This is a genomic window from Sporosarcina sp. P1 (assembly GCF_002743155.1).
GTDB classification, from domain to species: domain Bacteria; phylum Bacillota; class Bacilli; order Bacillales_A; family Planococcaceae; genus Sporosarcina; species Sporosarcina ureae_B.
In genome coordinates, this window is record NZ_PDYS01000002.1 from 1 (window position 1) to 13,197 (window position 13,197).

Genomic DNA, 13,197 nt, shown 5'->3' on the forward strand with positions numbered 1-13,197 from the left:
CTGGCATCAATTAAGATACTCATTTTGTTTGTGTCATCGTTAGATGCACCAACTGTATTTCGTTAACGTTTTGCTGTTCAGTTTTCAAGGTTCATTCGGTTGGTCTCTCGTAAGAGGCAACTTTCTAATATTAACATCTCATCATTTTGTTGTCAACACTTTTACTTAAAAAGTTTTTCTTGTTAAGTTTGATGTTTTCGCAACTGCTTGATGCGACGCTTATAAATATACCACCGCGTTTATGGGAATGCAAGTCTTTTTATCAATTCTTTTAAATAAATATTAAAAACCCCGTACCTACAACAATACACGGATATGAAATTACTACATGATTGCAATGTAATAGTTCCATATCCGCTAAATTTTCTTTTTTTTTCATATCGTTCATGAAATTATTATATTAAAAGGTCTTAACAATAGAGATTTTTCTATTAGATGAAAGATCAGTATGTGTGCCTGTATCCAAAATCTTAACTATAGGACGCAGGGGAAAATCACGATGCAAGTAAATGACTTCTGCTATCTCGTCAGTTGTCAGTTTCACTTTCGTTCCAATAGATAGCTTGTTGATCAGTTCATGAAGTACTTCAATTACCTTCATATCAAATTTTCCAAACTCCTCTTCCCTCATTAACTCGATTACTTTAAAAGAACTTTCCTTCTGTCTGTATGGTCTTTCAGATACCATAGCGTGATACACGTCCGCAACTGTGAGTATTTGAGAGATTTCCGTTATCTCCTGTCCTTTTAGTCCTCTTGGATAACCACTACCATCAAAGCGCTCATGATGCTGCAAGATTGCTACTTTCATTTCCTGACGTACCAATGGAGAGTCATTTACCATTTGAAAACTGTGAATGACATGTTTTTTCACTTCACTTAGCTCTTCACTCGTTAAGAAGGCCACTTTATCGATAATCTTCTCATCGATTTTCGCCATACCGCTGTCCGCTAATACTCCTGCTATTCCAATTTGAAGCACTTGCCCTCTTGGATATCCCATTGCATCACTTATCAAGGCTGCTAGGATGCCTACACTGATGGAGTGATGTGCACGATAGTTTTGTAATGTAGAAAACTCATTAAGTCCTTTGACATATTCCTTATTCTCTAAAAATGCTTGAATCAAAGGTAAAACAATTGTACGCACTGCCGCAACATCCAATTTTTTTCCTGATCTATAACCAATAAATTCTTTTCTGTATAATTCTATTGCTTCATCATATAGCGCCTCCAAAGATCTTGATTTCAGGGGGGCACTTTGGTTCATTAGCTTTTCTACCTCTGGAGTTAATTTTACTTCTGTTATTTGCTCTATTGGTCCTTGTTCTGTATTACCAAGTGCCTTTGACTCGACCAGTACACGCGTAATATCAAAGGAATGGAGAATTTCGAAATGCTCTAGCATTAATTTGGTGCCCTTCACCATAATTGGATTTCTTGTATTAACGTAGAGATCCTCTTTTAGAAAACTACCTGGTCTTAAATCACTAACCTCTTTGTAAACATCCAATGCTTTCACCTATTTTCCTCTTCGCTCTATCTATTATCATATAATATTCTCAATTATATGGATAGTTATCTGAGTAAATTCTCCTACCAAAAGAAAAAAAGTTATTGAAGTGACGCATTACGCCTCTTCAATAACTTTTCTTTATACGTCTGTATCTGTATCTGTGTCTGTGTCTGTGTCTAATTGTACTTCTTCAGTCACTTCCAGATGATCTTCTAGCTTATCATCCATCTCATCTTCAAGGTCGTCATCCTTTTCTACTTTTGCAACCGTTGCTACACGTTCTTCATCACCTAATCGAATGAGGCGTACACCTTGTGTAGATCGGCCAAATATAGAAATATCGCCAATAGACATACGGATTAAGATGCCGTGAATTGTAATTAACATCAAATCTTCTTCACCGTTAACCGACTTCATCGCTACAATAGCACCATTTCGATCTGTCATATGCATTGTTTTCAATCCATAACCGCCGCGTGATTGAGATCGGTATTCACTTTCAGGTGTGCGTTTACCGTATCCTTTTTCAGTAACTACCAGAATATCGTCTCCTGCTTCTACGATATCCATGCCAATTACTTCATCTTCTTGACGCAATCTGATACCACGTACACCAGCAGCAGTTCTGCCGAGTGGGCGGATACTTTCCTCATCAAAGCGAATCATCATGCCATGTTTTGTACAGATCGCAATGTCTGACTTGCCATCAGTTGATTTAACGGAGATCAGTTCATCATCTTCACGCAATCCTAATGCAATCAAGCCGTTCGCACGAATATTGGCATAGTCCATTATCGATGTGCGTTTAATAACACCTTGTTTAGTTGAGAAGAATAAGTAATGATCCTCAGTAAACTCGTCAATCGGGATCATTGCCGTAACCTTTTCACCTTTTTCGAAGTCAAGTAAGTTAATAATCGGCAATCCTTTGGCAGTTCGACTGTATTCAGGAACTTCATAGCCTTTTTTACGGAATACACGGCCCCTGCTCGTAAACAGTAAAATCGTGTCATGTGTGGAAGTATTCAATAAGTGCTCTACAAAGTCATCTTCATTTGTGCCCATACCTTGGATCCCACGACCGCCACGTTTCTGACTGCGATACGTATTAGCTGGCAGACGTTTAATGTACCCTTGATGGGTTAATGTAACAATGGAGTTTTCCACTGGAATTAAATCTTCATCTTCAAGCATTTCAGAACCGCCGAGCATAATCTCTGTTCGACGTTCGTCAGCAAAACGTTCTTTAATTTCACTCAATTCCTCACGGATAATCTCAATTAATTTTAGTTCATCCGCTAAAATTGCACGCAATTCGGCAATAAGTGTCAGCAACTCTTGGTATTCGGACTCAATTTTGTCTCGTTCCAGTCCAGTCAAACGTTGCAAACGCATATCGAGAATTGCTTGAGACTGGCGATCAGACAACTCGAATGTCTCCATTAAGTTCGCTTTCGCTTCAGCCGTTGTTTTAGATGCACGGATTAAGGCAATGATCTGATCGATATGATCAAGTGCTATACGTAATCCTTCCAAGATATGTGCACGGTCTTCCGCTTTGTTCAAATCGAATTGTGTACGACGGCGAATGACTACTTTTTGGTGTTCTAAGTAATGGTATAGAATTTCTTTCAATGACAATACTTTTGGTTGCTTGTCTACCAGTGCCAGCATATTGATCCCAAAACTAGTCTGCAAGGCAGTCTGTTTATACAAATTGTTCAATAATACGTTCGCATTAGCATCACGTCGTACTTCAATCACAATACGCATACCTGTACGGTCCGATTCGTCTGCTAAGTGTGTAATTCCATCAATCTTCTTATCGCGTACGAGCTCTGCAATTTTTTCGATTAACTTCGCCTTATTTACTTGGAAAGGTATTTCATTGACAATAATCGTTTCTCGGCCGTTTGCAGCCGTCTCAATTTCAGCTCTTCCACGGATGATCAATGAACCTCGACCTGTTTCATAAGCACGACGAATACCACTACGGCCAAGAATCATACCGCCAGTCGGGAAATCGGGGCCTGGAATGATTTCCATCAATTCTTCAGTGGTGATTGCGCTATTCTCTGCTAAAGCAAGTACAGCGTCAATCGTCTCACCAAGGTGATGGGGTGGGATGTTTGTTGCCATACCTACAGCAATTCCTGATGTACCGTTCACCAACAAGTTCGGATAACGACCTGGCAAGACGGCAGGTTCTTTTTCCTGCTCGTCATAGTTTGCTTGGAAGTCGATTGTATTTTTATTGATATCACGCAATAATTCCATTGCGATACGGGACATACGTGACTCTGTATAACGCATTGCAGCAGCCCCGTCACCATCAACAGAACCAAAGTTACCATGTCCATCTACTAACATGTAGCGATAACTAAAATCTTGAGCCATCCGTACCATCGTGTCATATACTGCACTGTCGCCGTGCGGGTGATACTTACCGATAACGTCCCCTACGATACGGGCTGACTTTTTATGCGGTTTTTCCGCAGTGATACCCAAATCATGCATAGCATACAAAATGCGGCGATGTACGGGCTTCAAACCATCTCGAACATCTGGAAGGGCACGAGAAACGATAACGCTCATCGCATAGTTTAGAAATGAGGTCTTCATTTCTGTATTAATATTTATTTCCTGCACTCCGCCTTTTGGCAAATCTGCCATGTTGTCATGCTCCTTTCACCACTTACATCTATAAGTTCGGTCTTTGCTATATAATCCGTTTACGATTCATCAAGTATCAATATTTTGCACGTAAACTGCATTATCTTCAATGAACTTTCTGCGTGGCTCTACTTCATCACCCATTAATTCTTCAAATGTTTCATTTGCTTCTACCGCATCATCCATACGGACCTGCAGAAATGTTCGTTTATCAGGGTCCATTGTGGTTTCCCATAGTTGCTCGGGATTCATCTCACCCAAACCTTTGTATCGTGTAATATCGGGCTTTGGTGAAGCAGGCATACTGCTCATAATTTCCTGCAACGCTTCTTCGTCATAACAATACTCTTCTCTTTTTCCAGAGCGCACACGATAAAGTGGTGGCTGTGCAATATATACGTACCCTGCTTCAATTAGTGGACGCATGAAACGGAAGAAAAAGGTTAGTAATAATGTACGAATATGAGCACCATCAACATCAGCATCGGTCATGATGACTAGCTTATGATAACGAGCTTTATCTAAGTTAAATTCGGGGCCGATTCCTGTACCGAGTGCCGTAATGATCATACGAATCTCTGCATTTCCAAGAATCCGGTCCAAACGTGCTTTTTCTACATTGAGGATTTTTCCTCGTAATGGCAAGATCGCTTGGAAGTGACGATCACGACCATTCTTCGCTGATCCTCCAGCAGAGTCACCCTCAACAATATACAACTCACTAATAGCTGGATCTCTTGAAGAACAATCTGATAGTTTCCCTGGTAAACTCGAGATTTCCAACGCTGATTTGCGACGTGTCAATTCACGAGCATTTTTCGCAGCCATACGCGCTCTTGCCGCCATCGTACTCTTGCCAACTACCTGACGCGCTACTACTGGGTTTTCAATTAAGAAACGTTGCAATGCTTCGGAAAACAATGAATTTGTAATTGTGCTAACTTCCGAGTTACCTAATTTCGTTTTTGTTTGACCTTCAAATTGAGGATCAGGATGCTTAATTGAGACGATAGCCGTCAGTCCTTCACGCACGTCGTCCCCAGTCAAATTATCTTCTGATTCTTTCAATAAACCATTTTTACGTGCATAGTCGTTAATGACGCGAGTTAACGCAGTTTTGAAACCTTGCTCATGTGTTCCACCTTCATAGGTATGAATATTATTAGCAAATGACAATAGATTTTCGCCATAGCCACTGTTGTATTGCATAGCAACTTCAACAGTAATACCATCGCGTTCGCCTTCAATGTAAATTGGTTCTTCAAAGATCGGCTCTTTATTTTCATTCAAATGCTGGACGTATGATTTAATTCCACCTTCATAGTGAAACAACTCAGATACAGGTTCTTCACCACGTTCATCGCTAATGGCAATACGCAAACCACGGTTCAAGTAAGCAAGTTCACGCAAACGTGTTGCTAGTATGCTGTATTCGTACTCCGTTGTTTCGGTAAAGATTTCAGAGTCCGCTTTGAAACGGATAGTAGTACCGGTTTCGTCCGATTCACCAATGACTTCAAGTTCCTTCGAGACAGGACCTCTAGAAAACTCAATTGCATATAATTTTTTATCCAGTTTAACATAAACTTCCGTCTTCTCTGACAATGCATTAACGACTGAAGATCCTACGCCGTGCAAACCACCGGAAACTTTATATCCACCGCCACCGAACTTACCACCTGCGTGGAGTACAGTCATGATGACTTCAACTGCTGGTCTACCTGTTGATTCCTGAATGCCTACTGGAATTCCACGGCCATTATCGGATACCTTGATCCAGTTATCTTTCTCTATCGTTACTTCAATATGGTCACAATGACCTGCGAGAGCTTCGTCTATACTATTGTCGACAATTTCCCATACTAGATGATGAAGCCCTTTTGCACTCGTTGTCCCAATATACATACCAGGGCGTTTACGGACAGCTTCAAGGCCTTCCAACACTTGTATCTGACTTGCATCATAAGCTGTCTGCATATCCTTTTCTTCCATTGCCAAGGTTTTCACCTTTCCTTTCCAAAACTATCAAACCACAATCATTTATTCTCTACGTAAAACGGATCCATCATGCACTTCAAAAATAGCTGCTTCTTGGATCGTATTATGATCAATTCCTGCGATATTGGTTGTTGTTACAAATGTTTGTACTTGTCCTTGCATCGTACTGAGCAAATGTGACTGTCGGTAATCATCCAATTCCGATAACACATCATCAAGCAATAAAATTGGCGTTTCGCCCACTTCTTGTTTTACTAGTTCGATTTCCGCAAGTTTCAAAGAAAGGGCGGTCGTCCGTTGCTGTCCCTGTGAACCGTACGTCTGAATATCGTACCCATTGACAAAAAACTGCAAATCATCACGATGTGGACCTACCAGGGTAAGCCCTCGTTCTAATTCGCGTCTTCGCACATTCTTTAACTGATCAGCAAAAATTGTTTCCATCTCTTCAGCAGTCTGCCCAGAATGTAGGTCTTTTAAAGTCCCATAGGAAACTTCCAGTGTTTCAAGACCACGTGAAATTCCTTGATGAATCGGATTTGCCCACTTTTGTAGCAATTCCATAAAATAAAAGCGTTTTCGAATAATTTGAACTGCCACTTGAATATACTGTTCCGTGTAAATATCGAACATAACATCCTGGAGATCCAATTTACCTCGATTTGCTTTTAACAAGGCATTGCGTTGCTTTAATATCTTTTGGAAATTGACCAAGTCGTGCAAATAGACTCTTGAGATCTGTCCAATTTCCATATCTAAAAAACGCCTGCGCAGCTGTGGGCTGCCCTTTACGATATTCAAATCTTCAGGCGCGAACATGACTACATTCATCTGACCAACATACATACTCAAACGATTTTGTTCCAAATGATTGACTCTAGCCTTTTTTCCCTTTTTGGAAATTGTCAGCTCTATCGGCAAGTATCCAAATTTACGTTGGACATCCCCTTCTATTTTACCACACTCTTGTTCCCAACGTATAAGTTCACGATCATTTGATGTACGGTGGGATTTTGCCATTGCTAATACGTAAATAGCTTCCATGACATTGGTTTTTCCTTGTGCATTTTCACCGATCAATACGTTCATCGTAGGAGAGAATTTTAATTCCAGAGATTCGTAATTTCGATAGTTCGTTAACTTAAGCCGATCAATATGCATCCGACTGTCCAGATTCATCCACTGACAGTTTGAATTTTCCTGCACCTGGAATATTTACTACATCTCCGTCATATAATTTCTTACCGCGTCGTTGTTCTGGCTCGCCGTTTACGTAAACAATGTTTTCACCTAAATACCATTTAGCCATTCCACCTGAGCTAATAACATTCGTCATTTTCAATAATTGGCCTAGCGTAATATATTCTGTATTAAACTGTATTGTCTCCATTTTTAATTCAATCCCTCATAAAATATTCTGTCCCTCTAGTTTACCTAACTTTTCGCAATAAGTAAAAAGGTAGCCAACATGTTGACTACCCTATTACAAGATATTTTCTTAAGTTACAGATTAAAACGTTCTAACCGGTAAAATTAATTGTAGAATGGCTTCGCTATCAATGGACTTCAAGATGAAAGGGCGCATGCTGCCAGTGAAATGAATCTTTAGATCTTGGCCATCAATTGCTTTCAAGGCATCCATCATATATTTCGCACTGAAAGAGATTTTCAAAGGTTCACCTTCGATATGCACGGCTTCTACCAATTCTTCTACATTTCCGACGTCCGGTGAATTAGAAGAGATTTGCACATGTGGACTACCATCTGTTGAGAAGTGCACGATATTATTCCGATCTTCTCGAGCTAATAAAGATGCACGATCAATTGCTTGCAACAAATTGCGTCCATTAATCGTGATGGATGTTTTGTATTCAGTCGGGATCAGACGTGATGTGTCAGGGTAATTGCCCTCCAAAAGTCTTGAATAGAATAAAACATTGTGAAGCTTGAATAATACTTGTTGATTCGCAATAAAAATTTCTACTGCTGTAGCATCGTCAGGCAATATCTTGCTTAGTTCTTGAAGACTTTTGCCTGGGATAACTGCATTGAATGGTGAACTAGCTTGAATCTCAGGTGTCACAATCCGTCTAGCCAATCTATGACTATCTGTTGCGATACAGTAAAGTTCTTGCTCTTTCATAATCCATTGAACGCCTGTCAAAACTGGACGAGTTTCTTGTTGGGATACTGCAAATACAGTTTCTCTAATAAGCGATTTCATCAAGTCAGCAGGCATTTCAAAACGCTCCGCATCTTTTACATCGGGCAATATGGGATATTCATCAGCACTTTGGGCAATAATATGAAATTCAGACTGTCCAGAACGAATATGTGTTTTCATTCCATCACGTAACTCAATCATCACTTCATTTGTTGGGAGCTTGCGAATGATTTCGTTAAAAACTTTTGCTTGCAATACCAGTGTACCTGGTTGGATTGTTTGAATAATTTGAGTGCCGTCTTCTTCTACTGGTATGAAAGTGGATATCGTAATATCTGAATCACTTCCAGTCATAGTTAATCCCTTTTCAGTAATTTCTAATTTAATACCTGTCAAAATAGGTGTTGTCACTTTTGAACTGATTGCTTTGACAACATCGCTTAACCCATCCAATAATCTATCTCTCATAATTTCAAACTGCATATCGATACCTCGCTTATATAATAATAATTAAGTAATTAAATATAGTAGTAATAGTAGTAGGGCCTGTGGATATGTGGAAAAGCCTTTCGGACGTATGAGAATCATAGTTTCCCACATGTGTATAACAAGTGGACGACCCTGCACTACTTGTCCACAGTTATCCACAGTTCATTAGGCTCTTCCTAAAACCTTTTTAATATCTTGGACATCTTGGAGCAATGCTTTGTCTTCATCGAGCTGTTTGGAAATCTTCTCATGTGCGTGAATAACAGTTGAATGATCTCGACCACCAAACTCTGAACCAATCTTCGGTAAAGAGGAATCTGTCAGCTCTCTCGATAAATACATCGCAACTTGACGTGGAAACGCGATAGCCCGGGTTCTTTTCTTCGCTACAAAGTCTTCTAATCGAATGTTAAAGTGTTCCCCGACTGCCTTTTGGATGTCTAGAATGGATATAATCCGCGGACGGGAATTTGGAATAATATCTTTTAACGCTTCCGCTGCCAAATCGGTAGTGACATCGGCATTTACCAATGAGGAGTAAGCAACGACGCGGATTAGGGCGCCTTCAAGCTCTCTAATATTAGTATCAATTTGGTTAGCAATATACAACATGACATCGTTTGAAATGTCTACTAGGCCGTCTGCTTTCGCCTTTTTACGTAAAATTGCAATTCTAGTTTCCAAATCAGGCGGCGCTATGTCCGTGATCAGGCCCCATTCAAAACGGGAACGCAAACGATCTTCCAGTGTAGGTATCTCTTTTGGAGGACGATCACTGGAAATAATAATTTGCTTTGACTCTTCATGCAGTGTATTAAATGTATGGAAGAACTCTTCCTGGGTTTGTTCTTTTCCTGCTAAAAATTGAATATCGTCAACTAACAGGACGTCTACATTGCGGTAGCGGTCCCTGAAATCGCCGGCTTTATTGTCTCGTATGGAGTTAATAAACTCATTCGTGAATTTTTCGGATGATAAATACACTACCTTCAATGCAGGGTTTTGCTCCAGTACATAATGACCGATCGCATGCATTAAGTGTGTCTTACCTAATCCAACTCCTCCATATATAAAAAGCGGATTATAGGCTTTGGCAGGTGCTTCAGCAACTGCTAATGAAGCTGCATGGGCAAAGCGGTTGCCGGATCCAATAACGAACGTATCAAAGGTATACTTCGGATTCAGCATTCCAGCTGGGTTGACCGTAGGTGTTTTTTCTACTGGTTTTGGCTGTGATTTTGGCAATTTAATATCGTTCTCTGCCATGTCTTGCGGAACAATAAATTCAACGATTCGATCTTCACCTGTTAGTTCGGATAAAATCCCCGTAATTAAATGGACGTAATGCGTTTCAAGCCAATCCTTGGCAAATGAATTTGGAACAGAAATAGTTGCATGTTCTGCTTCATACGTTAGCAATTTAGTCGATTTTAACCACGTCTCAAAACTAGGCTTCGAAACTCTAGCTTCAATATTTTTTAATACTTGTTCCCATAAACCTGATAGATTTTCCAATCGTGTGCCTCCTTTACAATGAAATATTAAAAAGCCCGGAATCCGCTTATGCACAGTATCCAGGGCTGTGGATAAAAATTATCGAAACATGTTGAAAAAACTATCCACACTGTATTCACATATGTGGATAAGATTTTAGCTATAAAATATATACACAACAAAAGCTTTTTAATTGTAACAGGGAAACTGATTATTGACAAGGAGTCTGATGATTTATGCACAATCCCGTTAACTGTGCATAAAGTGGTTATCCACAGCCCTGAATATGTGAAAAACTTGTCGACAATTGCCGGTTTAGAAAATCCACAATTTTAGCCATGAACAATTCATCCAGAGCTGAATCTTCTTTTGTTGTGGATAAGTTTCCAGTGAACAAGAATATTATTATAAGTGGATCCCAAACGAAGGAATAGAAAAGCATTGACATTCTTTTACTGAATCGCTATACTATTCAAGACTGTCACAGTAGGAAAAGAGACAATCAAAGCAGGAGGTGTCTTACGAAATGAAACGTACATTCCAACCAAATAAACGTAAACGCGCTAAAGTCCACGGCTTCCGCCAAAGAATGAGTTCGAAAAACGGCCGTAGAATTTTAGCAGCTCGTCGTCGTAAAGGAAGAAAAGTTCTTTCAGCATAAGGCCACTGACATCAGTGGTCTTTTTTTTAGCTATTAGAGCGATTCGAAACGAATATTGGATCTCTTCCATAGTAGCGGATCAGTAGATTATGACGGTAGAAAATTAAAGCAGGTGTTATTATGAAAAAAAGCCAGCGAATTAAAAAAAATAAAGAATTTCAAACGGTATTTAAAAAAGGAAAGTCCTTTGCTAATCGACAGTTTATTGTCTATACCTATAAGAAGGAAGACCAGCAAGAGTTCAGAATTGGCCTATCCGTCAGCAAAAAGGTCGGGAATGCTGTCACACGTAACAGGATTAAGCGCTATATTCGACAATCATTTCTAGAAATGAATGATGAAGTCAAATCTGATCTAGATTATGTTATTATCGCAAGAAATCAAGCTGCCACGCTCGATTTCCATACGACCAAAAAAAATCTGAGACATGTTCTAAAAATCGCAAAAGTCTTTAAGTGAAATCAAAGTTCTTCCTAGATGTAGAACGATTAAAGCCATCATGTTACACTGAAAATTAAAAAATGATCTTGCGACTGTTTGGGGGAAAAAACATTGAAAAAGAAATTAGTGTTCCTTTCACTACTCGTTGTAGTTGCTGTCTTCATGGCAGGTTGTTCGGAATTCCGAGAGCCTATCACGGCAGAAAGTACAGGGATTTGGAACGAATATATTGTTTGGCCGCTTGTTACATTGATTGTGAAATTCAAAGAATGGCTAGGAACATACGGATTAGCAATCATCGTCGTTACAGCGATCATTCGTACTGCATTGCTTCCATTGATTATTCAACAAACGAAAAGTTCGAAGCGTATGCAGGAGATTCAGCCAAGACTTAAAGCGTTGAAAGAGAAATACAAATCAAAAGACGCTGTGACACAGAAAAAGTATCAAGAGGAAATGCAACAGATTATGATCAACGAAAAGATTAATCCAGTTGCAGGATGTCTACCAGTTCTCATTCAGATGCCAATATTTATTGGTTTCTACCACGCCATCAGCCGGATGAATGCCACACCAACGATTGAGTTAGGTAACTTCCTAGGTGTTGCACTTGGTTCACCAAGTATTTTATTTGCTATCATCGCTGGATTGTTCCAGTTAACGGTTTTACGTACAGGACCCGCAATGGATAATCCACAGATGAAGATGATGATGTACATCATGCCATTTATGATCATGGTATTTGGTTCATTCTTACCGGCAGCACTTGCTTTATACTGGATCGTCGGAAATATCATTTCGCTACTCCAAAACATTTTCATCTATAAGCCGTTCGATAAGCCAAAAAACGTCGAAGTAGTGAAAGCAGGAGGGAAAAAGAAATGAAACAACTTACACAAAGGGCAGCAACCGTTGAGCTAGCAATTGAATCAGCTTTACAGGACCTGGGTGTAACAAAAGATCAAGTAAAAGTACAGATAGTGGAAAACGGCAGGAAAGGCTTTCTTGGTTTTGGCGTAAAACAAGCAGAAGTGCTTGTAACCGTCCTAGAAAAATCAGAGCCAGATCCTAAACGTAATAGTGCTCAAGTACCTGAATTGGCGCGGTCGCTTACAGATAACAGTGAAGTATTATCTTCCGTTACTGAGAAAACGGAAGTAGTTCAACAACTTCAAACTAAAGCTGAGCAATCAGAACCATTTGTGGCTACAGAAGATAAGGAAAGAGTACATGCAGCCAAGATCAACAATGAAAATGACGTAATTGAAGAAACAAAACAGTATATTGAGGATATGGCTAAAGAAATGGGCATTGAAGATTTGGTCATTACGTGCGAAACAAAAGGGAAGTATATCAATTTCCAGCTTGAAAGTGAAAAAGCAGCGTTCCTAATAGGTAAAAGAGGGCAAACGCTTAATGCGATCCAGCAATTAGCGCAACTCGTAGCCAATAAGGTAACAAAGCAATTCAAAATTGTTAGAATTGATGTCGCGGATTACCGGGAGCGTCGCGAGCAATCGCTCGAGCAACTGGCAGATCGTATGGCAGACCGTGCAGTACGAACAAAACGTCAGGTCGCACTAGAACCAATGCCTTCATACGAGAGAAAAGTTATCCATAACGCGTTGTCGCTCAGACTCGATATTGAGACATTTTCAGAAGGAAAGGATCCATATCGATACATCGTCATTAAAGGAATCGAATAAGATCAAACCCGTAGAGGCTTTCTACGGGTTTTTTATTGTCATCAAAAGACAATTA

Annotated in this window: 11 protein-coding genes; 4 read left to right on the forward strand and 7 right to left on the reverse strand. The window is 39.8% G+C overall.

The features are described from left to right. Positions 1–400: 400 nt before the first annotated feature. The 7 genes from CSV73_RS02860 to dnaA form a co-directional block, all read right to left on the reverse strand. Positions 401–1,522: an HD-GYP domain-containing protein gene (locus CSV73_RS02860; RefSeq protein WP_099626589.1), complete on the reverse strand. Its 1,122-nt coding sequence runs from the start codon at positions 1,520–1,522 to the stop codon at positions 401–403. A 132-nt stretch (positions 1,523–1,654) separates the two neighbouring features. Beyond that, on the reverse strand, positions 1,655–4,189 hold the full coding sequence (gyrA, locus tag CSV73_RS02865; RefSeq protein ID WP_099626590.1) for a DNA gyrase subunit A: 2,535 nt from the start codon (positions 4,187–4,189) through the stop codon (positions 1,655–1,657). 69 nt (positions 4,190–4,258) lie between these two features. Continuing rightward, positions 4,259–6,181, reverse strand: a complete 1,923-nt coding sequence (gene gyrB / locus CSV73_RS02870; protein ID WP_233191743.1) for a DNA topoisomerase (ATP-hydrolyzing) subunit B — start codon at positions 6,179–6,181, stop codon at positions 4,259–4,261. 48 nt (positions 6,182–6,229) lie between these two features. Beyond that, entirely contained in the window at positions 6,230–7,348 is a 1,119-nt protein-coding gene (gene recF, locus CSV73_RS02875; protein ID WP_085132269.1) for a DNA replication/repair protein RecF, read from the reverse strand. After that, positions 7,338–7,577: a S4 domain-containing protein YaaA gene (gene yaaA, locus CSV73_RS02880; protein WP_085132268.1), complete on the reverse strand. Its 240-nt coding sequence runs from the start codon at positions 7,575–7,577 to the stop codon at positions 7,338–7,340. Before yaaA ends, recF begins: the two co-directional genes overlap by 11 nt. Positions 7,578–7,697: 120 nt before the next feature. After that, positions 7,698–8,834 carry a DNA polymerase III subunit beta gene (gene dnaN, locus CSV73_RS02885; protein WP_085132267.1) on the reverse strand — a complete coding sequence of 379 codons (1,137 nt, stop codon included), beginning with the start codon at positions 8,832–8,834 and terminating at the stop codon, positions 7,698–7,700. A 171-nt stretch (positions 8,835–9,005) separates the two neighbouring features. Continuing rightward, complete coding sequence (gene dnaA / locus CSV73_RS02890; protein WP_085132266.1) at positions 9,006–10,355, reverse strand: chromosomal replication initiator protein DnaA; 1,350 nt, start codon at positions 10,353–10,355, stop codon at positions 9,006–9,008. 505 nt (positions 10,356–10,860) lie between these two features. Between dnaA and rpmH the strand changes: the two genes are divergently transcribed. The 4 genes from rpmH (at position 10,861) to jag (ending at position 13,142) form a co-directional block, all read left to right on the forward strand. Beyond that, positions 10,861–10,995 (forward strand): 50S ribosomal protein L34, encoded by a 135-nt coding sequence (gene rpmH / locus CSV73_RS02895; RefSeq protein ID WP_029054388.1) that lies wholly within the window; start codon positions 10,861–10,863, stop codon positions 10,993–10,995. A 120-nt stretch (positions 10,996–11,115) separates the two neighbouring features. Further along, complete coding sequence (rnpA, locus tag CSV73_RS02900) at positions 11,116–11,454, forward strand: ribonuclease P protein component (protein ID WP_085132265.1); 339 nt, start codon at positions 11,116–11,118, stop codon at positions 11,452–11,454. 93 nt (positions 11,455–11,547) lie between these two features. Continuing rightward, entirely contained in the window at positions 11,548–12,321 is a 774-nt protein-coding gene (yidC, locus tag CSV73_RS02905) for a membrane protein insertase YidC (protein ID WP_085132264.1), read from the forward strand. Then, positions 12,318–13,142 (forward strand): RNA-binding cell elongation regulator Jag/EloR, encoded by an 825-nt coding sequence (gene jag, locus CSV73_RS02910; RefSeq protein ID WP_085132263.1) that lies wholly within the window; start codon positions 12,318–12,320, stop codon positions 13,140–13,142. The genes yidC and jag overlap by 4 nt, the downstream gene beginning before the upstream one ends. Positions 13,143–13,197: the final 55 nt, after the last annotated feature.